Origin of the sequence: Mesorhizobium sp. ORS 3428 (assembly GCF_001854785.1) — a bacterium.
Lineage (GTDB): Bacteria > Pseudomonadota > Alphaproteobacteria > Rhizobiales > Rhizobiaceae > Mesorhizobium.
In genome coordinates, this window is sequence record NZ_MDFL01000002.1 from 1 (window position 1) to 22,174 (window position 22,174).

Genomic DNA, 22,174 nt, shown 5'->3' on the forward strand with positions numbered 1-22,174 from the left:
CGTTCCACTCACGCCGTTGGAGATTGGCGAAGCCGGTGGCGACAGGTCAATCTCCCCCCTTGCGGGGGAGATGTCCGGCAGGACAGAGGGGGGTGGGACGGAGTGCCAGCTTGCGAGAGAATTGAGCTGCCTTTCGGTCAAATCCCGCGTGTGCGCCTCGCGGCCTTTCTCGGAGACCATCCTGAGCGCAGCCACAGCGATGTCACGCCCCGCATCCGCATCGACCATTGCAAGCGGCTTCGCACTTCGCGCGTCGCCGCCGACCGACATGCTCCAATACACGCCGGCGGCAGTCCGCCGCGCCTTCAGCCTCACATCGGCCGTCACCGCGTCCATCGCCAACTGCCCGCCGCCGTCGACAACCAGCGACACCTTCGGCCCCAGTCGCGGCGTCAGCCCGGCTGCTTCGATTGCCGCTCTGATCTGCTCGGCCACCGGGCGCGGGTCGGCAATCTCATGCGGATCGATGCCCGCCAGCGGGCCAATCTCCACCGGAACGCCCGTCCGCACCGAAATCCCCAGCGCATCCACCTCGGCCGCCATTAGCCGCGCGCTTTTCGGTGTCAGCCCCCGGATCTGCAGGCTGCCGCGGGCGGTCACCTCCACGATGCCGTTGCCGTGGCGCAGGGCGGATTCGCCGAGTCCGATCAGAACCTTGGGCGAAAGTCCTCCAGCAACCGGGTTGAGCCGCACCAGCAGTCCGTCGCCGGTCTGCATCGGCGCGCTGAGGGCAGGGCAGGCGCCGCGGCGCGAGAAGGCGTTCATGCCGCCACCCCGCTTGCCTGGGCCTCGGCGATCAAGGCCGCGAGATCGTCGTCGACAGAGTTGCGCAGCGGGTGCCAGAGGCCGCGCCGGCGCGCCGACAGGAAGCGCTCGGCGATCACCTTCGCCGCGGCCGGGTTCTCGCGCAGCAGGAAGGCGCGGACGTCGGCGTCGCCGAGATAGGCATCGTGCACCGCTTCGATCAGCGCGCCCGATATGGTATGCGTGGTCTCGGCGAAGCCGACGAGACGGTCGACCGTCTCGGCGAACTCCGAGGCGCCGCGCGGGCCGTGGCGCATCTGGCCGGCGATGAAGCGCGGATTGACCGCGCGGGCCCGTACCACTCTGGCGACCGCTTCGCCCACCGAGCGCGGCTTCGGCTTCTTCGGATCGGTAGTGTCGAGCACGATGACATCGGCATTGCGGCCAAGTGCTGCAAGCGCCGCCGAAAACCCGCCGATGAAGGCGACGTCGGCGGAACCTTCGAGGATGTCGCGGCCCGGGTCGTCGCCTGTGTGGACGAGAAGATCGGCTTCGGCGATGCGGCCCTCGAAGGCACCGGGAGCCGAGATCGCTTCGCCGTCGGCGCCGCCATAGGCGTGCGAGGTAGCGTCGAGATAGGCGCGGCCGACCTCCTCGCGTGCGCCCCATTCGCCGCGCGACAGCAGATCCTCGACGCCGGCGCCATAGGTGCCGGGCGAGGTGCCGAAAATGCGCGGGCCGACCTTGCCTGAGGCTCGGGTGGCAGCCGCAAGAGGATTTTCCGAATCGTCCTCGTCGCGGCCGGCGACCGCGTTGGCGGCGGCGTCGATGAGCGCGATCTGAGTGGGGAACATGTCGCGGAACAGGCCGGAGATGCGCCAGGTAACGTCGACGCGGGGCCGGCCGAGCGCGGCCGGCGGCAGTACTTCGATGCCGGTGACGCGGCCGGTCGCGGCATCCCATTGCGGCCGGCAGCCCATCAGCGCCAGGCCTTGCGCGATTTCCTCGCCGCCGGTGCGCAACGAGGCCGAGCCCCACAGGTCGATGACCAGCGAGCGCGGCCAGTCGCCATGGCTCTGCATGTAGCTGCGCACCACTTCTTCCGCCGCCGCGTGGCCGAGATCACAGGCGGTCGGCGTCGGCATAGTGCGCGGGTCCGCCGTGAACAGGTTGCGTCCCGTGGGCAGTACGTCGGAGCGGCCACGCGCCGGTGCGCCGGCCGGGCCGGCCTTGACGTGGCGGCCGTCGAGCGCGGCGAGCAGGGCCGCCCTTTCGGCCTCTGCACTTTGGCGGCGCAACGGATCGGTCTCGTCTTCCGCTGCGCGGCCATAGACATGCAATCCGTCCTTGACGGCGAAATCCTTGAGGTCGCAGAGCCAGGCGTCGATGCGGCGCAGCGCTTCGTCAGGGGCATCGGTGCCGGCAACGCCCGCTTCGGCCGCCAGGCCAGACTTCTGCGCGGTCTCGACGATGAGCCTGGCCAGGCGATCGCGGCGGCGGCGGTCGAGCCCGTCGGCCTGGGCATATTCATCGACCAGCCGTTCAAGCTTCTGCTGGGCCTCGTCGAGGCCGGCGCCGGTGAGTGGCGGGGGCGGGTGGCCGAGCGTGACCGCCGAAATCCGGCGCTTGGCCTGCGCCGCCTCGCCGGGATTGGAGACGATGAAGGGATAGACGACTGGCAACGAGCCGGTGACGATCTCGGGAAAGCAGGTCTCGGAGAGCGCCACCGTCTTGCCCGGCAGCCATTCGAGCGTGCCATGCGCGCCGACATGGACGATGGCATGCACGCCGAGCGATTTTTGCAGCCAGAGCCCGAAGGCAATCAGTTCGTGGCGCGGCGGCAGCGTCGGGTCATGGTAGTCGGCGCGGCGGTCGGCCGAGCGGCCGCGATCGGGGGCAAGCGCAACGGTCACGTTGCCGAAGGTCGCGGCGCGGAAGGGGAATTTTGCCGGGGTCGGCGCTTGAACGACGTGAGCTTCGTCATTGGCTTTGCCCCACGCCGTCTCGACGGCGTTGCGCACTGCTGTGGGCAACTCAGCCGAAAGCGCCAGATAATCATGGAGGCTCAATCCTTGCACGCCCGCCTCCAGCGCATCCAGCAACCCGCGCGCCGATTGCGGAATCCCATCAACCGCATAGCCCTGTTCCTTCAGGTCCTGCAGCATGGCGAGCACGCTTGCCGGCACGTCCAGCCCGACCGCGTAGCCCGTACGCCCGGGCGCGCTCGGATAATCGGGGATCAGGATCGCCAGCTTGCGCTTCGCCCGCTCTGTCCGTTGCAGGCGTATGAACGCCGCGATGCGCTTGGCGACCTGCGCGACACGGTCGGTTTCCGGGCGGTTGGCAAAGGCGCGGAAGGCGAGCGCCGGATCCGCTTCAAGCTCGCCCTTGAAGGAAATCGCGCCGGCCAGGATGCGGCCGTCGAGCTCGGGCAGCACGACATGCATGGCAAGATCGGCGGGTGCCAGGCCGCGCTGGTTCTTCTCCCAGACTTCGCGCCTCGTCGTGGCGACGATGACCTGGAACACCGGCGCGCCGGCGCGATCGAATAGGGTTTCGGCACCGGGCTCGGCGCCGGAGGCGAAGGCGGTGGCGGTGACGATCGCCGATGGGTTCAGCGAGGCGACGGCGGTTTCGACGAAGGCCAGGGACGCCGGATCCTTGAGGCTGGAGACGAAGATTGGGACGGGCGTCATGCCCCGCAAGCGCAGCGCGTCGACCAGCGCGTCGATCGGCGCCACGTCTGCGGCAAGCAGCATCGAACGATAGAAGAGGATGGGCACGACGCCGAAAATGTCGACGTCGAGTTCCGTCACACCCCCCTCTGTCCTGCCGGACATCTCCCCCGCAAGGGGGGAGATTGAGCTGTCGTCGACGATTTCGCCAATCGCGGACGTAGAGGCTGCCTCCAGCTCCGATGTTGCAGAAAACGAGCCGGCGTTGAGGAAAGCTGATCTCCCCCCTTGCGGGGGAGATGTCCGGCAGGACAGAGGGGGGTGTGAAGGATCGCCGACCTTTGAAAGGTTTGGCTTCTCAACGACACCAACTCCCGGCTGATAGTAACCCGCCTTCGGCACGCTGAACGGTTCGGCAACTGCCRCATCCCACCCCGCCAGCCGCGCCAGCCTTTGCACCAGCGCGCTCATATTCGCCGGGCCCCCTTCGCGGAAATAGCCCAGCAAGGCGTCGAGCTCCGCCCGCGGCAGGGTCGAGGCCTCGATCAGCCTCAAATCCTCGTCATGGCTTTCACCGGGCAGCAGCGCCAGCTTGATGCCGCGCTCGCGCGCCACGCTGGCAAGCTGGTCGCAGCCGTAGCGCCACCAGTCGTAGCCGCCGAGGATGCGGACCAAGACAACCCTTGCATGGCGGGCGACGCTGTCGATCCAGAGGTCGACCGACATCGGGTGGCGGAGGTCGCGCAGCGCTGCCAGCCGCATGGAGGGCAGCCGTTCGGCGTCCGCTTTCCAGGCGGCCGCCAGGCCGGCGAGATCACTGTCTGTGAAGGACAGGGCAACGACATCCGCAGGCGTCTGCCTGAGGTCGATCGGCTCGGCGAGATCGTCGAGCGAAGCGGATGTCGTGGTGAGGATATGCATCGCTTTTCGTGTTGGCCTCAGCCGGCAAGGATACGCTCGACCGCCGGGCGGTTCAGGCCCTTGAGGCCGATGACGACGAGGCGAGAGCGGCGGTCGTCCTGCGCCGTCCAGGCGCGGTCGTAATAGTGGTTGACGCGCGGGCCGACGGCCTGGAGCAGCAGCCGCATCGGCTTGCCGCCGACCTCGACGAAACCTTTGACGCGCAGCACGTTTTCCTGCTCGGCGGCAAGGGCGACGCGTTTTGCCAGCTCGTCCGGATGAGAAATCGACGGGATGTCGATAACGAAGGAGTCAAAATCGTCATGCTCGTGGTCGAGCTCGTCATCGTGATGGGTCTTGCGGTTCTCGATGTCGTCCTCGACAGCAAGGCCGAGGCCGAGCAGCACGGACGGGTCGACCTTGCCCTGCGCGGTCGGCACGACCTTGACGGCGCGCGCCACATGTTCGCCGATGACGGCGTTGGCGCGGGCCGAGCCCGCCGCGTCCATCAGGTCGCTCTTCGACAGGATGATCAGGTCGGCGCAGGCGATCTGGTCCTCGAACACCTCTTCGACCGGATCGTCATGGTCGAGCGAATCGTCCGCGGCACGCTGCGCCTGCAGGGCGTCCATGTCGGAGGCGACGCGACCGTCGGCAAGCGCCGGCCCATCGACCACCGCGATGACGCCGTCCACTGTCACGCGGCTCCGCACGCTCGGCCATTGGAAGGCCTGGACGAGCGGCTTCGGCAAAGCGAGGCCTGAGGTCTCGATCAGGATGTGGTCGACCTTGGGGTTGAGCGACAGGATCTGGTCGAGCGCCGGCACGAAATCGTCGGCGACGGTGCAGCAGATACAGCCATTGGCGAGCTCGACGATATTTTCCTCCGGACAGGTGTCGATGCCACAGCCTTTCAGGATCTCGCCATCGATGCCGACATCCCCGAACTCATTGACGATGATCGCCAGCCGCTTGCCCTTGGAATTTTCCAGCAGGCTGCGGATCAGCGTCGTCTTGCCGGCGCCTAGGAAGCCGGTGACGACGGTGCAGGGAACACGGGAAACGGAAGCGTTCATGGTCAGTCCTTCAACATGTCGAGAGGCGGGACGCGGGCGACGAGGCCGCGCTTGAGGGAATCGGGCCGGCCGCGCCACGAGATAAGGCCGTCCGCCGAAGTGGCGAAGAGTTTCGCGCCGGCAACGAGATCGGCACCGCTGGTCGTCTCAAGGTCGCCGAAGACGTAGCYCCAGCAACCGTCGCGCAACAGCGCGGCGCTGAGGCGGCGCTTGCAATTGCCGAGGCATTCGACGGTGCGGATGCGGATATGCTGACCCGAAGCGGCACGGCGCGCGTCCTCGGCGAGCAGGGCGCCGGCGCGCGGATGCGCGTCAGAGCCAGTCTCGTCGCGGCAGGAGGAGCAGACGATGACGGTGACTTCCGCCAATGCGTCGCGGGGTTCGGACGCAATGTCCGCGATATTGGCCGGAAAACTGACGTTGCGATCCAAAACCAGGCTCCTTGCCCGGAAAACCCGCCGGGCGATCGGATACTTAAAGTCTCAGACGGCAGGTCTCCTGGCTCGCGCGTCATCGCCCTGTATGCCGCCTTCCCGGGATCATCCCAGTGGTTTTCGGCTGAGGCTCGTCGCTCACAGTTGCGGGGACAGCCGCGGATTTGGGATTTGTTCTCTCCCGCACCGCATTCCCTCTTGGCTCCTCCCTTTGCCGGGAGAAGACCGTCTGCGGCGGATTTAGGCTTAGAGCGACGCGGCTGTCAACGCGCCGCTACGACACCGAAATGTCGGCCAGCGCCGGTCCGAGGTCGCCGGCCGGCGTCACTTCGATCCGCTCCAGGCCGAGCCATGTCTGCATCTGTTTCAACTCGTCCAAGAGCTGCGCGGCCGTTTCGGTCGGTGCGTCGGCCTCGGCATAGGCGGCATGGACGCGCAGCACACGCGCAGGGCGGTCGGCCCTCAGATCGACGCGGGCGACAATCCGGTCGCCGAGCAGGAACGGCAGCACATAATAGCCGTACTGGCGCTTTTCGGCCGGCGTGTAGATCTCGATGCGGTAGCGGAAGTCGAACAGCTTTTCCGTCCGCGTGCGCTCGAAGACGACGGGATCGAAAGGTGCAAGCAGGGCGCGCGCCTCGATCCGGCGCGGGAAGCGGGCATCCTTGTGAAGATAGGCTAGTTTGTCCCAGCCTTCGACGCGCACCGGCAGCAGTTCGCCCATCTCGACCAGTTCCTCGATGCGGTCTTTCGTATCACCCGGCGCCAGGCGGAAATAGTCGCGCAGGTCGCCATAGGTGGCGATGCCGTGAGCGCGGGCGGAAATGCGCAGCAACTCGCGATGCGCGTCCTCGACCGAGGGCACCCGCAGGTCGAGCACGGCCTGCGGCAGCACGCGCTCCGGCAGGTCGTAATAGCGTTCGAAGCCGCGTCGGTAGGCGGTGGTGATGCGTCCGGCCCAGAACAGCCATTCGAAGGCGTGCTTGGCTTCGCTCCAGCCCCACCAGCCGCCGTTGCCCTTGTGGCCTTCGATGTCGGAGGCAGCGATCGGCCCGCGTTCGGCGACTTGGCCGTAGATCTCGTCGATCATCGCCTTCCGCTCGCGGCCCCATTTGGCGAGGCCGAGATACATTTCCTCGCCGCGCTCCGCCCGCTCCATGCGCCAGCGCATCAACGGATAGGTCTCGACTGGCAGGAAGGAAGCCTCATGCGCCCAATATTCGAAGATCGCGCGCTTACGGGTGATCGCGGCATTGTCGAGCAGCGCAAGCGGGTAGGGGCCGAGGCGCGAATAGAGCGGCATGTAGTGGGCGCGCACCACCGCGCTGACGGRATCGATCTGCAGCAGGCCGGTTCGCGAGAGCACACGGGCGAGATGTCTGCGATCCGGCGTTCCGCCGGGTCGACGATCGGTAAAACCTTGCGCGCCGAGCGCGATGCGCCTGGCCGTCGTCAGCGAGATTTTGTCCTTCACCATGAAGTCCCTGCGTCGATATGTTCGGTTGAAATTTCCAGCTTCTGATTCCGATATCGTAGCAGGGCCCTGACAGGAGATATGTCAGTAGAAAAAGTGGAGTAAAAGGCGAAGGAAATCAAACAGGAGCGGATCGGACCAGTTTCTTCGGATATGGCGTCCAGGGCCGCATTTTGAACAAGGTTTGACTTGCTTCGCCGAAACCGCTGCGCTAACCCTCGCCGCGTCGCAGCATAGGCTCCTAAAACGGTTCAGCGGGTTAAACTGTCACGCTTCCGCATTAGAGTCCGGTGCTGTAATCAAAGTGAACTGGCCCGCCAAAGGWAAGTCGCCGCATGAGCGCACTCCTAAGTTCGTATCTGCCCATCGTCCTCTTCATCGCAGTGGCGATGGTCGTCGGTCTCGCGCTTATCGTCGCTCCATTCCTGGTGGCCTACCRCAGTCCCGACCCGGAAAAGCTGTCCGCCTATGAATGCGGGTTCAATTCGTTCGATGACGCCCGCATGAAATTCGACATCCGCTTCTACCTGGTGTCGATCCTGTTCATCATCTTCGATCTCGAGGTCGCCTTCCTGTTCCCGTGGGCGGTGTCCTTCTCCAAGCTGGGTATGCTCGGCTTCTGGTCGATGATGGTCTTCCTGGCGGTGCTGACCGTCGGTTTTGCCTATGAATGGAAAAAAGGAGCGCTGGAATGGGATTGAACGATAGTTCAGGTACCCTCGTCGCGCCGAAGCCCAAGGGCATCATCGACCCCAATACCGGCAGGCCGGTGGGGGAGGATGATCCCTTCTTTCTCGAGATCAACAACGAATTGGCCGACAAGGGTTTCCTTGTCACCTCCACTGAAGCGCTGATCACCTGGGCGCGCAGCGGCTCGCTGATGTTCATGACTTTCGGCCTCGCCTGCTGCGCGGTCGAGATGATTCATACTTCCATGCCGCGCTACGACAGCGAGCGCTTCGGCGTCGCCCCGCGTGCATCCCCGCGCCAGTCCGACATCATGATCGTCGCCGGCACGCTGACCAACAAGATGGCGCCGGCGCTGCGCAAGGTCTACGACCAAATGCCGGAGCCGCGCTACGTCATCTCCATGGGCTCTTGCGCTAATGGCGGCGGTTACTACCACTATTCCTATTCGGTGGTGCGCGGCTGCGACCGCATCGTACCGGTCGACATCTACGTGCCCGGCTGCCCGCCGAGCGCGGAAGCGCTGCTCTACGGCATTCTTCTGTTGCAGAAGAAAATCCGCCGCACCGGCACGATCGAACGGTGAGYCAATGACCCTGGCGTTGAACGAACTCTCCACCTATCTCGGCGAGAAGCTAGCCGGCCGCATCGGCGAAACGGTGCTTGCCTATGGCGAACTGACGGTGTCCGTCGAGCCGGGCAACCTGGTCGAGGTGGCGACATTCCTGCGCGACGATCCGCGTTGCCAGTTCGTTGCGATCATCGACATCTGCGGCGCGGACTATCCATCGCGGGCCAAGCGCTTCGACGTTGTCTATCACCTGTTGTCGCCGAAGCAGAATGTGCGCATTCGCCTCAAGGTCCAGGCCGATGAGGAAATGCTGGTGCCGTCGATGACCGCCATTTATCCGGGCGCCGACTGGTACGAGCGCGAGACGTACGACCTCTACGGCGTGCTGTTCTCGGGCCATCCGGATCTGCGGCGGATCCTCACCGACTACGGCTTTGACGGCCATCCGCTGCGCAAGGACTTTCCGCTGACCGGCTTCGTCGAGGTGCGTTACGACGACGAGGCCAAGCGCGTGATCTACGAGCCGGTGGAATTGAAGCAGGAATTCAGGAACTTCGACTTTTTGAGCCCGTGGGAGGGAACGGATTACGTTCTGCCGGGCGACGAGAAGGCGAAGGCAAATTGAGGCGCCAGAATGGCTGAGACCTCCGTCCGCAATTTCAACATTAACTTTGGCCCGCAGCATCCTGCGGCGCACGGCGTTTTGCGTCTGGTGCTGGAGTTGGACGGCGAGGTGGTCGACCGCGTCGATCCGCATATCGGCCTACTCCACCGCGGCACCGAGAAGCTGATCGAGGCCAAGACCTACTTGCAGGCGGTGCCTTATCTCGACCGGCTCGATTATTGCGCGCCGATGAACCAGGAGCATGCCTTCGCGCTCGCCGCGGAGCGGCTGCTGGGCATCGAGGTGCCGAAACGTGGCCAGTTGATCCGGGTGCTCTATTCCGAGATCGGCCGCATCATGTCGCACATCCTCAATGTGACGACGCAGGCGATGGACGTCGGCGCGCTGACGCCGCCGCTGTGGGGCTTCGTCGAGCGCGAAAAGCTGATGGTGTTCTACGAGCGCGCCTCCGGCTCGCGCATGCATGCGGCCTATTTCCGGCCGGGCGGCGTGCATCAGGACCTGCCGCAGAAGCTGATCGAGGACATCGGCAAGTGGATCGATCCCTTCCTGAAGTCGATCGACGACCTCGACGCGCTGCTCACGCCCAACCGCATCTTCAAGCAGCGCAATGTCGACATCGGCATCGTGTCGCTTGCGGACGCCTGGGCCTGGGGCTTCTCGGGCGTGATGGTGCGCGGCTCTGGCGCTGCGTGGGACCTGCGCAAGGCGCAGCCCTATGAATGTTATTCCGAGATGGATTTCGACATCCCGGTCGGCAAGAACGGCGACTGTTTCGACCGCTATCTCGTGCGGATGGAAGAGATGCGCCAGTCGGCGAAGATCATGCGCCAGTGCGTCGATCTTCTGCTCGGCAAGGAAAGCACCGGCCCGGTATCGAACCTCGACGGCAAGGTGGTGCCGCCGAAGCGCGCCGCCATGAAGCGCTCGATGGAAGCGCTGATCCATCACTTCAAGCTCTATACCGAAGGCTACCGCGTGCCGGCCGGCGAGGTATATGCGGCCGTCGAGGCGCCGAAGGGCGAATTCGGCGTCTATCTCGTCTCCGACGGCACCAACAAGCCCTATCGCTGCAAGCTGCGCGCCCCCGGTTTCGCGCATCTACAGGCCATGGATTTCCTGTGCCGCGGCCACATGCTGGCCGATGTCACCGCCGTGCTTGGCTCCCTCGACATCGTGTTTGGTGAGGTCGATCGCTAAATGTCAGTCCGTCGACTCGCAGATGCCAGCGTCCAGCCAGCCTCCTTCGCCTTCAACAAGGCGAATGCGGCGGTGGCCAAGCAGTGGATCAAGAAATACCCGAAGGGACGCGAGCAGTCGGCCATCATCCCCTTGCTGATGCTGGCGCAGGAGCAGGAAGGCTGGGTGACGAAGGCGGCGATCGAGGCGATCTCCGACATGCTCGGCATGCCGCGCATCCGCGGCCTCGAGGTCGCGACCTTCTATACGCAGTACCAACTCAATCCCGTCGRCACCCGCGCCCATATCCAGGTCTGCGGCACCACGCCCTGCATGCTGCGCGGGTCGGAAGCGCTGATGGATGTCTGCCGCTCGAAGATCCATCACGACCAGTTCCACACCAACGAGAAAGGCACGCTGTCGTGGGAGGAAGTCGAGTGTCTCGGCGCCTGCGTCAACGCGCCGATGGTGATGATCTTCAAGGACACGTTCGAGGACCTGACGCCGGAACGGCTGGCTGAGATCATCGATCTCTATGAAGCCGGCAAGGGGGCCACGGTAAAGCCCGGGCCGCAGAACGGCCGCACCGGCTCGGAGCCTGCCTCGGGTCTCACGACGCTCAAGAGCGAGAAGGCGATCCTGAAGTCCACCCGCGACAAGGAAGCCAAGGCGGCGGCGAAAGCGGCCAAGGCGGCCGCCGCGGCTCCGGCCTCGGCATCAGCCGCCGCTGTATCGCAGGCGCCCGCCGCACTGGCGCCATCGGCCCCGGTCGGGCCTTCGAAAACCAGCAAGCCGAAGACGGATGCGCCCGAAACCAGCCCGGCGCTGCGGACGCCCTCGTCGGTCAAGGTCTCGCCGGCCACCGAGAAGGCAGCCAGCGTCAGGGCGCCGCGCCATTCCGCCGCCAACGCCAACCAGGCTTCCCCGGAAGTCGAAGGGGTTTCGAAGCCGCGCAGCGGGCCGATAGTCAAGTCCGAGCCGGCTTCCGCCTTCAGGTCGCCGGAAGCCAAGCAGCCCGCCGCCAAGACGGCGAAGCCGTCGCTCGAGGACAAGAACCGCCCGGCCGGCATCGAGCGCCCGGCAGCGGTCGACGATCTCAAGCTGATCTCCGGCGTCGGTCCGAAGATCGAAGTCACCTTGCATTCGATAGGCATCTACACCTTCGCGCAGGTCGCCTCGTGGAAGAAGGCCGAGCGCGAATGGGTCGACGGCTATCTCAATTTCCGCGGCCGCATCGAGCGCGACGACTGGGTGAAGCAGGCCAAGGCGCTCGCCAAGGGCGGTGTTGCCGAATACATCCGCGTCTTCGGCAAGAAGCCGGTCTGAGGGACGAACCATGCTTCAGGACAAAGACCGCATCTTCACCAATATCTACGGCCTCTTCGACAAGTCGTTGGCCGGAGCGCAGGCGCGCGGCATCTGGGACGACACGCCCGGCCTCATCGCCAAGGGGCGTGACTGGATCGTCAACGAGATGAAGGCAAGCGGCCTGCGCGGCCGCGGCGGCGCCGGTTTCCCGACCGGCCTCAAATGGTCGTTCATGCCCAAGCAGAGCGACGGCCGGCCGGCCTATCTGGTGATCAATGCCGATGAATCGGAGCCTGGTACCTGCAAGGACCGCGACATCCTGCGCAACGATCCGCACACGCTGGTCGAGGGCGCGCTGGTCGCCGGCTTCGCCATGGGCGCGGTGGCGGCCTACATCTATGTGCGGGGCGAGTTCATCCGCGAGCGCGAGGCGCTGCAGCGGGCCATCGACGAGGCCTATGAGGCCAAGCTCATCGGCAAGAACAACACGTCAGGCTACGATTTCGACGTCTATATGCACCATGGCGCAGGCGCCTATATCTGCGGCGAGGAGACGGCGCTGCTCGAAAGCCTCGAAGGCAAGAAGGGCCAGYCGCGGCTGAAGCCGCCTTTCCCGGCCAATGTCGGCCTCTATGGCTGCCCGACGACGGTCAACAACGTCGAATCGATCGCTGTGGCGCCGACCATTCTGCGGCGGGGGGCTGCCTGGTTCTCGTCCTTCGGCAGGCCGAACAATTCCGGCACCAAGCTGTTCTGCATCTCCGGCCACGTCAACAATCCGTGCACTGTCGAAGAGGCGATGTCGATCCCGTTCCGCGAGCTGATCGACACGCATTGCGGCGGCATTCGCGGCGGCTGGGACAATCTGCTGGCGGTCATCCCGGGCGGCGCCTCGGTGCCGCTGGTGCCGGCGGCGCAGATCATGGACGCGCCGATGGATTTCGACGCCCTGCGCGATCTCAAATCCGGCCTCGGCACGGCGGCCGTCATCGTCATGGACAAGTCCACCGACATCGTGAAGGCGATCGCCAGGCTTTCCTATTTCTACAAGCATGAGAGCTGCGGCCAGTGCACGCCGTGCCGCGAAGGCACCGGCTGGATGTGGCGCGTGATGGAACGGCTGGTGCGCGGCGAGGCGCAGAAGCGCGAGATCGACATGTTGCTCGATGTCACCAAGCAGGTCGAGGGCCACACGATCTGCGCGCTGGGCGACGCCGCGGCCTGGCCGATCCAGGGCCTGATGCGGCACTTCCGCGGCGAGGTGGAACGCCGCATCGACGAGTTTTCGCGCAACGCGCACCGAGTCGAGCCGGTGATGGTGGCGGCGGAATAATATGTGAAGACGGGCATTGCCCGGGACGGAAAAGCAGGGGCGGGGCGTACGAAGAAACGACCAGGAGATGTCTATGGCGCCGTATTCGATAGCCTACCCGCTGATGCCTTATTTGGACCAACTCGAGAAGATGAACCAGGACCTGACCAAGATGATGCCGAGGGAGATGGCCAGCGCCGTCAACCTCATGGCGCATCCTGTCGCGGGCGTGGCCGCGATGTCGGCGGTGGGCATCGGTTTTGCCAACCATGCCTTGGGTGTCTGGATGGGCGCGCTCTCCGGCGCGGTCGAGGCCTCGCAGCGCATGTTCCAGCCGTTTCTCGACGATCTCGAGGCACGGAGCGAGGCTGCCGCCAATTCGTCCAAGGCGCGCAAGGCGACCGAGACGCTGATCGCCGAGGCGCAGACCTTCGCCAGGGACGTTACCGACATATCGGCGAACGCCACCGAGAAGGCGCTCGACGCATCGGGTGCCGACACGGTTTCCGGAACGGCCGCCACCGGGCTGATGCCGGAGGATTTCAGGCAGCCCAAGGCGATCGACAAGCCGGCGAAGCCGTCCGACCTGAAGGCGATTTCCGGCATCGGGCCGAAGCTGGAGAAGGTGCTGAACGGCCTCGGCATCTGGTCCTACGACCAGATCGCCGCCTGGACGTCGGAAGAGATCGCCTGGGTCGAGGACTATCTGTCGCTGGCCGGCCGCATCGGCCGGGACAACTGGACCGGTCAGGCGGCGGCGTTGGCCGCGAAGAAGTGAGATGAAATGCCGGGCGCGGCATAAGTCGCGCCCGGAACGAGATGTTGCGGGTAATCCGCGAAGGTTTGAGGCGAATGGCAAAGCTCAAGGTCGACGGGAAAGAGATCACGGTACCCGACCATTACACGCTGCTGCAGGCGGCCGAGGACGCCGGCGCGGAAGTGCCACGCTTCTGCTTCCATGAGCGGCTGTCCATCGCCGGCAATTGCCGCATGTGCCTCATCGAGGTGAAGGGCGGGCCGCCCAAGCCGCAAGCTTCCTGCGCCATGGGCGTGCGCGACCTGCGCCCCGGCCCGAACGGCGAGCCACCGGAAATCTTCACCAACACGCCGATGGTCAAGAAGGCCCGCGAAGGCGTGATGGAATTCCTGCTGATCAACCACCCGCTGGATTGCCCGATCTGTGACCAGGGCGGCGAGTGCGACCTGCAGGACCAGGCGATGGCCTTCGGCGTCGATTCCTCGCGCTATCACGAGAACAAGCGCGCGGTCGAAGACAAGTATATCGGCCCGCTGGTCAAGACGGTGATGAACCGCTGCATCCATTGCACGCGCTGCGTCCGCTTCACCACCGAGGTCGCCGGCATTTCCGAGCTCGGCCTGATCGGCCGCGGCGAGGATGCCGAGATCACCACCTATCTCGAACAGGCGATGACGTCGGAGCTGCAGGGCAACGTCATCGACCTTTGCCCGGTCGGCGCGCTGACCTCCAAGCCTTTCGCCTTCCAGGCRCGGCCGTGGGAACTCACCAAGACGGAATCGATCGACGTCATGGACGCCGTCGGCTCGGCGATCCGCGTCGATTCCAGAGGCCGCGAGGTGATGCGCATCCTGCCGCGCGTCAACGAAGCGGTGAACGAGGAGTGGATTTCCGACAAGACGCRCTTCATCTGGGACGGCCTGCGCACGCAGCGCCTTGATCGTCCCTATGTGCRCAAGAACGGCAAGCTCGTTCCGGCAAGCTGGGCGGAAGCCTTCGCGGCGATCAAGGACGAGGTGTCGAAGACCACGCCCGAACGGATCGGCGCCATTGCCGGCGACCTCGCCGCGGTCGAGGAGATCTATGCACTCAAGCTTCTGATGAGCGCGCTCGGCTCGAAGAACATCGATTGCCGCCAGGATGGCGCGRCTCTCGACCCGTCGCTCGGCCGTGCCAGCTACATCTTCAATCCGACCATCGAGGGCATCGAGCAGGCCGACGCGGTGCTGATCATCGGCGCCAATCCGCGCTTCGAAGCCTCGGTGCTCAACGCCCGTATCCGCAAGCGCTGGCGCGTCGGCAACCTGCCGATCGGCGTCATCGGCGAGATCGGCGACACGCGTTATGACTACGAACTCATCGGCGCCGGCCCGGAATCCCTGAAGGATATCGCCGGCGGCAACGGCAAGTTCTTCGAAGTGCTGAAGAAGGCGACGCATCCGCTGATCATCGTCGGCCAGGGAGCGCTGGCGCGCTCGGACGGTGCGGCGGTGCTCGGCCAGGCGGCCAAGCTGGCGATCGCCGTCAATGCGGTCACGGCGGACTGGAACGGCTTTGCCGTGCTGCACGATGCGGCCGGCCGCGTCGGCGGGCTCGACATCGGCTTCGTTCCGGGCGAGGGCGGCAAGAACGTCGCCGGCATGCTGGGCGAGACGGATCTCTTGTTCCTGCTTGGCGCCGACGAGATCGACATGGCCAAGACCGGCGGCGCCTTCGTCGTCTATATCGGCACGCATGGCGATGCCGGTGCGCATCGCGCCAACGTCATCCTGCCGGCCGCGGCCTACACCGAAAAGTCCGGCACCTATGTCAACACGGAAGGCCGCGTGCAGCAGACCAACCGCGCCGGCTTCGCTCCGGGCGAAGCGCGCGAGGACTGGGCGATCCTGCGGGCGCTGTCGGATGTGCTCGGCAAGAAGCTGCCGTTCGATTCGCTGGCGCAGCTGCGCGCCAAGCTCTATGGAGAGCATCCGCACCTTGCCCGCATCGACCGTGTGGCGGCAGGCACCGTCGACGACGTCGCCAGGGCAGCGAAGCTCGGCGGCCGCCTGAACAAGGGCACCTTCACCTCGTCGGTGAAGGACTTCTATCTGACCAACCCGATCGCGCGGGCCTCGGCCGTGATGGCCGAATGCTCGGCGCTGGCCAAGAACGGCTTCAAGCAGGCGGCGGAATAAGCATGGACACCTTCTTCTCCTTCTACGTGCTGCCGGCGCTGCTGATCCTCTTGAAGTCGGTGGYGCTGATCGTCGTTCTTCTGATCTTCGTGGCCTATGTGCTCTATGCCGACCGCAAGATCTGGGCGGCGGTGCAACTGCGTCGCGGCCCGAATGTCGTCGGCCCCTGGGGCACGCTGCAAGCCTTTGCCGACCTGCTCAAATTCGTCTTCAAGGAGCCRGTGATTCCGTCCGGCGCCAACAAGGGCGTCTTCCTGCTCGCGCCGCTGGTGTCGGCGGTGCTGGCGATCTCGGCCTGGGCCGTCATTCCGGTCAATCAAGGTTGGGCGATTGCCAATATCAATGTCGGCATCCTCTATGTCTTCGCCATCTCCTCGCTCGAGGTCTATGGCGTGATCATGGGGGGCTGGGCCTCCAACTCGAAATACCCGTTCCTCGGCGCGCTGCGCTCGGCGGCGCAGATGGTGTCCTACGAAGTCTCGATCGGCTTCGTCATCGTCACCGTGCTGCTCACCGTCGGTTCGCTCAACCTTTCAGACATTGTGCTCGCGCAGCAGGATGGGCTCGGCACGCGGCTCGGCCTGCCCAACACCTTCCTCGACTGGCACTGGCTGTCGCTGTTCCCGATGTTCATCGTGTTCTTCATCTCGGCGCTGGCCGAGACGAACCGCCCGCCTTTCGACCTTGTCGAGGCGGAATCGGAACTCGTCGCCGGCCACATGGTTGAATATTCGTCGACGCCGTTCCTGCTCTTCTTCCTCGGGGAGTATGTCGCGGTCGTGCTGATGTGCGCGCTGGCCACCATCCTCTTCCTCGGCGGCTGGCTGCCACCGTTCAACTTCGCGCCCTTCACCTGGGTGCCGGGCTTGATCTGGTTTGTGCTCAAGGTCTGCCTGGTGTTCTTCATGTTCTCGATGGTGAAGGCGTTCGTGCCGCGCTACCGCTACGACCAGCTGATGYGGCTGGGCTGGAAAGTGTTCCTGCCGATCTCGCTGTTCATGGTGGTCGCCACCGCCGCCTTCCTCAAGATCACGGGATTTGCGTGATGTCCGCTCTCGCCCAAGCCGCAAAGGCCCTGCTGCTGAAGGATTTCGTCAGCGCCTTCTTCCTGTCGATGCGCCAGTTCCTGGCGCCGAAGGAAACGATCAACTATCCGCACGAGAAGGGGCCGACCAGCCCGCGCTTCCGCGGCGAGCATGCGCTGCGCCGGTACCCCAACGGCGAGGAGCGCTGCATCGCCTGCAAGCTTTGCGAAGCGATCTGCCCGGCGCAGGCGATAACCATCGAGGCCGGTCCGCGCCGCAACGACGGCACGCGCCGCACGGTGCGCTATGACATCGACATGGTGAAGTGCATCTATTGCGGCTACTGCCAGGAAGCCTGCCCCGTCGACGCCATCGTCGAGGGGCCGAATTTCGAATTCGCGACCGAGACGCGCGAGGAGCTTTACTACAACAAGGAAAAGCTGCTGGCGAACGGCGATCGCTGGGAGCGGGAACTGGCGCGCAACATCGCGCTGGACGCGCCCTATCGCTGACATTTGACGCACGGACGGGGCGAGGGCCTCGTCCATCGGATGATCCCGAAAAGTTGCAGACTTTTCGGACAAGATCATCCTCCGAACTGAAAGAGGATGATCCCGAAAGTTGCAGACTTTCGGACAAGATCATCCCCAGGAATGAAAGAGTGGCGCTTTCTTCCGATCGGGTCTTTGAACCCGATCGGAACATGCGCTAGGAACACGCGGCTTCGCACCGGAGGCGGAACGAAGCCAGAGACAACGGAGAGGATGAATGTCCGATCCGACAGGAACCCGGGGGAACCCATGCTGAGTGGATTAGAGGCGGTCTTTTTCTACCTCTTCGCCTTTATTGCCGTGGCGTCGRCCTTCATGGTCATTTCGTCGCGCAACCCTGTGCATTCGGTGCTGTTCCTCATCCTCACCTTCTTCAATGCTGCCGGGCTTTTCCTACTGACCGGCGCCGAATTTCTGGCCCTGATCCTCGTGGTCGTCTATGTCGGCGCAGTGATGGTGCTGTTCCTGTTCGTCGTCATGATGCTCGACGTCGACTTCGCCGAGATGAAGCAGGGCGCGCTGCAATACGCGCCGATCGGTGCGCTGGTCGGGCTGATCCTTGCCGCCGAGCTGATCGTCGTGCTCGGCGGCTACAGCTTCGCGCCGCAGCTTGCCTCGACTGTTGCGAAGCAGACGCCGGATCTCGCCGCGCGCTCGAACACGGCGGCGCTCGGCGACATCCTCTACACGGATTACCTCTATTACTTCCAGATTGCCGGCCTCGTGCTCCTGGTCGCCATGATCGGCGCCATCGTGCTGACGCTGCGCCACAAGGAAGGTATCAAGCGGCAGTCGATCGCCGCCCAAGTCGCCCGCACGCCGGCGACCGGCATGGAAATCCGCAAGGTCAAGTCGGGCGAGGGTATCTGAGATGGTCGTCGGCATCGCACATTATCTGACCGTATCGGCGATCCTGTTCACGCTCGGCGTGTTCGGCATCTTTTTGAACCGGCGCAACATCATCGTCATCCTGATGTCGATCGAGCTGATCCTGCTTGCGGTYAACATCAACTTCGTCGCCTTCTCGGCGGCGCTGCATGACCTCGTCGGACAGGTGTTCGCGCTGTTCGTGCTGACGGTCGCCGCGGCCGAGGCCGCGATCGGGCYTGCCATTCTTGTCGTCTTCTTCCGCAACCGCGGCTCGATCGCGGTCGAAGACGTGAACCAGATGAAGGGTTGACGGGAACCACCATGTACCAGGCCATCGTCTTCCTTCCTCTGCTCGGCTTCCTGATTGTCGGCCTGTTCGGCAATTCGCTCGGCGCCAAGGCGTCCGAATACATCACCTCCGGCTTCCTGGTGATCTCGGCGGTGCTGTCGTGGATCGCCTTCTTCACCGTCGGGTACGGCCATGGCGAGGTGTTCACCGTGCCGGTGCTGCRCTGGATCCAGGCCGGCGGGCTCGATGTCGCCTGGGCGCTGAGGATCGACACGCTGACGGTCGTCATGCTGATCGTGGTCAACACGGTGTCGGCGCTGGTCCATATCTATTCGATCGGCTACATGCACCACGATCCGGACCGGCCGCGCTTCTTCGCCTATCTGTCGCTGTTCACCTTCGCGATGCTGATGCTGGTGACGGCAGACAATCTGGTGCAGATGTTCTTCGGCTGGGAAGGCGTCGGCCTCGCCTCCTATCTGCTGATCGGCTTCTGGTACAAGAAGCCGTCGGCGAACGCCGCGGCGATCAAGGCCTTCGTCGTGAACCGCGTCGGCGACTTCGGTTTCGCGCTCGGCATCTTCGGCGTGTTCGTGCTCTTCGGCTCGGTCAATCTCGGAACGGTGTTTGCCAATGCAGGCTCCTTCCTTCCGGCCGAGGGCGCGCCGGAGGGGGCTGCCGTGCTCACCTTCCTCGGCCACGCGCTGGACAAGCATACGGCGCTGACGGTGGTCTGCCTGCTGCTGTTCATGGGCGCCATGGGCAAGTCGGCGCAGGTGCCGCTGCACACCTGGCTGCCCGACGCCATGGAAGGCCCGACGCCGGTCTCGGCGCTGATCCATGCCGCGACCATGGTGACGGCCGGAGTGTTCATGCTGGCGAGGCTGTCGCCGCTGTTCGAGCTGTCGCATACGGCGCTGACCGTTGTCACCTTTATCGGCGCCTTCACCGCCTTCTTCGCGGCCACCGTCGGTCTGGTCCAGAACGACATCAAGCGCGTCATCGCCTATTCGACCTGCTCGCAGCTCGGCTACATGTTCGTGGCGCTCGGCGTCGGCGCCTATGGTGCGGCGATCTTCCACCTGTTCACGCACGCCTTCTTCAAGGCGCTGCTCTTCCTCGGCTCAGGCTCAGTCATCCATGCCGTTTCCGACGAGCAGGACATGCGCAAGATGGGCGGGCTGAGGACGCTCATCCCAAAGACCTACTGGATGATGGTGATCGGCACGCTGGCGCTGACGGGCGTCGGCATCCCGGCAACGGTGATCGGCACCGCCGGCTTCTTCTCGAAGGACGCCATCATCGCAACGTCCTTCGCCAGCCACAACGCGGTCGCGGGCGTCGCCTTCGTGCTGCTCGTGGTCGCCGCCTGCTTCACCAGCTTCTATTCCTGGCGACTGATCTTCATGACCTTCCATGGCGAGCCGCGCGCCAGCCACGAGGTCATGCACCACGTGCATGAATCGCCGCCGGTAATGTTGGTGCCGCTCTATGTGCTGGCAGCCGGCGCGCTGTTTGCCGGCATCATCTTCCACGGCGCCTTTATCGGCGAGGGCTATGCCGAGTTCTGGAAGGCGTCGCTGTTCACGCTGCCGGGCAACCACATCCTGCATGAGATCCATGAGCTGCCACTGTGGGTGGAGCTGGCGCCGTTCATCGCCATGCTGATCGGCCTGGCGGTCGCCTGGAAGTTCTATATCCGCTCGCCGGAACTGCCGCGGAGCGTCGCCGCCAACCATCGCCTGCTCTACGGCTTCCTGCTCAACAAGTGGTACTTCGACGAGCTTTACGACTTCCTGTTCGTGCGGCCGGCCAAGCGCCTCGGCCGGTTCCTGTGGAAGACCGGCGACGGCGCCGTCATCGACGGGCTCGGGCCTGACGGCATTTCGGCGCGCGTCGTCGACGTCACCAACCGGGTCGTCAAGCTGCAGACCGGTTATCTCTACCACTATGCCTTCGCCATGCTGATCGGCGTGGCCGCTCTCGTCACCTGGATGATGCTCTGATGACCGACTGGCCAATCCTCTCGCTGGTCACCTTCCTGCCGCTGGTTGGTGTTCTGCTCATTTTGCCGATCAGCGACGACAGCGAAAACGCGCGCCGCAACATCCGCTCGATCGCGTTCATCACGACGGCGTTCACCTTCGTGGTCTCGCTGTTCATCTGGAAGGGCTTCGACAATTCGCAGGCCGGCTTCCAGTTCGTCGAGAAGCATGCCTGGCTGGATTCAGGGATTTCCTACCATATGGGCGTCGACGGCATCTCGATGCTGTTCGTCATCCTGACCACCTTCCTGATGCCGCTCAGCATTCTGGCCTCTTGGGATGCGATCGAGAAGCGCGTGAAGGCCTATATGATCGCCTTCCTGATCCTCGAGACGCTGATGATCGGCGTGTTCTGCGCCCTCGACATCGTGCTCTTCTACGTCTTCTTCGAAGGCGGTCTGATCCCGATGTTCATCATCATCGGCGTCTGGGGCGGCAAGCGGCGCGTCTATGCCTCGTTCAAGTTCTTCCTCTATACACTCGCCGGCTCGGTGCTGATGCTGCTGGCCATCATGGCGATGTTCTTCCAGTCCGGCACGACAGACATCACCACGCTRCTCACGCATAACTTCCCGGCCAACATGCAGACCTGGCTGTGGCTCGCCTTCTTCGCCTCCTTTGCGGTGAAGAWGCCGATGTGGCCGGTGCACACCTGGCTGCCCGACGCACATGTCGAGGCGCCRACGGCAGGTTCGGTTATCCTGGCCGCCATCCTCTTGAAGATGGGCGGGTATGGCTTCCTGCGCTTCTCGCTGCCGATGTTCCCGCTCGCATCGGAGACGTTCGCGCCGCTGATCTTCACGCTATCGGTCGTCGCCATCATCTACACCTCGCTGGTGGCGCTGATGCAGGAGGACATGAAGAAGCTGATCGCCTATTCCTCGGTCGCCCATATGGRCTTCGTCACCATGGGCATCTTCGCGATGAACCAGGAAGGCGTCCAGGGTGCGATCTTCCAGATGCTCAGCCACGGCCTCGTCTCGGGCGCGCTGTTCCTGTGCGTCGGCGTCATATACGACCGCATGCATACGCGCGAAATCGACGCCTATGGCGGGCTGGTCAACAACATGCCGAAATACGCCACCGTGTTCATGATCTTCACCTTGGCCAATGTCGGCCTGCCGGGAACCAGCGGCTTCATCGGCGAGTTCCTGACCATGCTTGGTGTCTTCCGGGTCAACACCTGGGTGGCTTTCTTCTCCGCCACCGGCGTCATCCTGTCGGCCGCTTATGCGCTCTGGCTCTATCGCCGCGTGATCTTCGGCGCTCTGACCAAGGAAAGCCTGAAGAATCTGCTCGATCTGTCGACGCGCGAGAAGGCGATCGTCTATCCGCTCGTGGTGCTGGTCATCTTCTATGGCGTCTATCCGGCGCCGGTGTTCGACGCGACGGCGGCTTCCGTCAAGACGCTCGTCACCAACGTCACCGCTTCCATCAATTCCGCGCAGACCGCGGCGGCGAACTGACTGGGGAAA

At 64.4% G+C, this 22,174-nt stretch carries 19 protein-coding genes and 1 riboswitch; of the genes, 14 read left to right on the plus strand and 5 right to left on the minus strand.

Annotated elements, in window-relative coordinates; all coding sequences use genetic code 11:
• The 5 genes from cobG to ORS3428_RS01565 form a co-directional block, all read right to left on the minus strand.
• A partial coding sequence (gene cobG, locus ORS3428_RS01545; protein WP_071094057.1) for a precorrin-3B synthase occupies nucleotides 1-765 on the minus strand: 765 nt, incomplete at its 3' end.
• Nucleotides 762-4,340: a cobaltochelatase subunit CobN gene (cobN, locus tag ORS3428_RS01550; protein WP_071094058.1), complete on the minus strand. Its 3,579-nt coding sequence runs from the start codon at nucleotides 4,338-4,340 to the stop codon at nucleotides 762-764. The genes cobG and cobN, both read right to left, overlap by 4 nt.
• A gap of 17 nt (nucleotides 4,341-4,357) precedes the next feature.
• A complete protein-coding gene (gene cobW, locus ORS3428_RS01555) occupies nucleotides 4,358-5,395 on the minus strand; it encodes a cobalamin biosynthesis protein CobW (RefSeq protein WP_071094059.1) in 1,038 nt (345 codons plus the stop codon).
• 2 nt (nucleotides 5,396-5,397) lie between these two features.
• A complete protein-coding gene (locus tag ORS3428_RS01560; protein WP_071094060.1) occupies nucleotides 5,398-5,826 on the minus strand; it encodes a DUF1636 family protein in 429 nt (142 codons plus the stop codon).
• Between the two features lie 40 nt (nucleotides 5,827-5,866).
• A riboswitch (cobalamin riboswitch) is annotated at nucleotides 5,867-6,074 on the minus strand.
• A 29-nt stretch (nucleotides 6,075-6,103) separates the two neighbouring features.
• Nucleotides 6,104-7,303, minus strand: a complete 1,200-nt coding sequence (locus ORS3428_RS01565) for a winged helix-turn-helix domain-containing protein (RefSeq protein ID WP_071094211.1) — start codon at nucleotides 7,301-7,303, stop codon at nucleotides 6,104-6,106.
• A 335-nt stretch (nucleotides 7,304-7,638) separates the two neighbouring features.
• On the opposite strand from ORS3428_RS01565, the gene ORS3428_RS01570 reads away from it, so the two are divergent.
• From ORS3428_RS01570 to ORS3428_RS01635, 14 genes are all read left to right on the plus strand, one after another.
• A complete protein-coding gene (locus ORS3428_RS01570; RefSeq protein WP_071094061.1) occupies nucleotides 7,639-8,004 on the plus strand; it encodes an NADH-quinone oxidoreductase subunit A in 366 nt (121 codons plus the stop codon).
• Nucleotides 7,995-8,576 carry a NuoB/complex I 20 kDa subunit family protein gene (locus ORS3428_RS01575; protein WP_013531090.1) on the plus strand — a complete coding sequence of 194 codons (582 nt, stop codon included), beginning with the start codon at nucleotides 7,995-7,997 and terminating at the stop codon, nucleotides 8,574-8,576. The genes ORS3428_RS01570 and ORS3428_RS01575 overlap by 10 nt, the downstream gene beginning before the upstream one ends.
• A 4-nt stretch (nucleotides 8,577-8,580) precedes the next feature.
• Nucleotides 8,581-9,186, plus strand: a complete 606-nt coding sequence (locus ORS3428_RS01580) for an NADH-quinone oxidoreductase subunit C (protein WP_071094062.1) — start codon at nucleotides 8,581-8,583, stop codon at nucleotides 9,184-9,186.
• A gap of 9 nt (nucleotides 9,187-9,195) precedes the next feature.
• Nucleotides 9,196-10,386, plus strand: coding sequence for an NADH-quinone oxidoreductase subunit D (locus ORS3428_RS01585; RefSeq protein ID WP_071094063.1), 1,191 nt, complete (start codon nucleotides 9,196-9,198; stop codon nucleotides 10,384-10,386).
• Nucleotides 10,387-11,691, plus strand: coding sequence for an NADH-quinone oxidoreductase subunit E (locus ORS3428_RS01590; RefSeq protein ID WP_071094064.1), 1,305 nt, complete (start codon nucleotides 10,387-10,389; stop codon nucleotides 11,689-11,691). It begins immediately after the preceding gene.
• Nucleotides 11,692-11,701: 10 nt separating this feature from the next.
• Complete coding sequence (nuoF, locus tag ORS3428_RS01595) at nucleotides 11,702-13,006, plus strand: NADH-quinone oxidoreductase subunit NuoF (protein ID WP_071094065.1); 1,305 nt, start codon at nucleotides 11,702-11,704, stop codon at nucleotides 13,004-13,006.
• Between the two features lie 73 nt (nucleotides 13,007-13,079).
• Nucleotides 13,080-13,763: an NADH-ubiquinone dehydrogenase gene (locus ORS3428_RS01600; protein ID WP_071094066.1), complete on the plus strand. Its 684-nt coding sequence runs from the start codon at nucleotides 13,080-13,082 to the stop codon at nucleotides 13,761-13,763.
• 74 nt (nucleotides 13,764-13,837) lie between these two features.
• Nucleotides 13,838-15,919 (plus strand): NADH-quinone oxidoreductase subunit NuoG, encoded by a 2,082-nt coding sequence (nuoG, locus tag ORS3428_RS01605; protein ID WP_071094067.1) that lies wholly within the window; start codon nucleotides 13,838-13,840, stop codon nucleotides 15,917-15,919.
• Nucleotides 15,920-15,921: 2 nt separating this feature from the next.
• A complete protein-coding gene (gene nuoH / locus ORS3428_RS01610) occupies nucleotides 15,922-16,965 on the plus strand; it encodes an NADH-quinone oxidoreductase subunit NuoH (RefSeq protein ID WP_071094068.1) in 1,044 nt (347 codons plus the stop codon).
• Nucleotides 16,965-17,456, plus strand: coding sequence for an NADH-quinone oxidoreductase subunit NuoI (gene nuoI, locus ORS3428_RS01615; RefSeq protein ID WP_040969941.1), 492 nt, complete (start codon nucleotides 16,965-16,967; stop codon nucleotides 17,454-17,456). Before nuoH ends, nuoI begins: the two co-directional genes overlap by 1 nt.
• Before the next feature lie 288 nt (nucleotides 17,457-17,744).
• Nucleotides 17,745-18,365: an NADH-quinone oxidoreductase subunit J gene (locus ORS3428_RS01620; RefSeq protein ID WP_071094069.1), complete on the plus strand. Its 621-nt coding sequence runs from the start codon at nucleotides 17,745-17,747 to the stop codon at nucleotides 18,363-18,365.
• A 1-nt stretch (nucleotide 18,366) separates the two neighbouring features.
• The gene (gene nuoK, locus ORS3428_RS01625) at nucleotides 18,367-18,675 is read left to right on the plus strand and encodes an NADH-quinone oxidoreductase subunit NuoK (RefSeq protein ID WP_071094070.1); all 309 of its coding nucleotides are present in this window, start codon (nucleotides 18,367-18,369) and stop codon (nucleotides 18,673-18,675) included.
• An 11-nt stretch (nucleotides 18,676-18,686) separates the two neighbouring features.
• Nucleotides 18,687-20,660, plus strand: coding sequence for an NADH-quinone oxidoreductase subunit L (gene nuoL, locus ORS3428_RS01630; RefSeq protein WP_071094071.1), 1,974 nt, complete (start codon nucleotides 18,687-18,689; stop codon nucleotides 20,658-20,660).
• Nucleotides 20,660-22,165, plus strand: coding sequence for an NADH-quinone oxidoreductase subunit M (locus ORS3428_RS01635; RefSeq protein ID WP_071094072.1), 1,506 nt, complete (start codon nucleotides 20,660-20,662; stop codon nucleotides 22,163-22,165). Before nuoL ends, ORS3428_RS01635 begins: the two co-directional genes overlap by 1 nt.
• Nucleotides 22,166-22,174 lie beyond the last annotated feature (9 nt).

Bases quoted from the DNA above. Each gene is read 5' to 3' on its own strand.
- cobW (WP_071094059.1), bottom strand. From the start codon at position 5,395: ATGAACGCTTCCGTTTCCCGTGTTCCCTGCACCGTCGTCACCGGCTTC.
- ORS3428_RS01575 (WP_013531090.1), top strand. From the start codon at position 7,995: ATGGGATTGAACGATAGTTCAGGTACCCTCGTCGCGCCGAAGCCCAAG.
- ORS3428_RS01580 (WP_071094062.1), top strand. From the start codon at position 8,581: ATGACCCTGGCGTTGAACGAACTCTCCACCTATCTCGGCGAGAAGCTA.
- ORS3428_RS01585 (WP_071094063.1), top strand. From the start codon at position 9,196: ATGGCTGAGACCTCCGTCCGCAATTTCAACATTAACTTTGGCCCGCAG.
- ORS3428_RS01600 (WP_071094066.1), top strand. From the start codon at position 13,080: ATGGCGCCGTATTCGATAGCCTACCCGCTGATGCCTTATTTGGACCAA.
- nuoI (WP_040969941.1), top strand. From the start codon at position 16,965: ATGTCCGCTCTCGCCCAAGCCGCAAAGGCCCTGCTGCTGAAGGATTTC.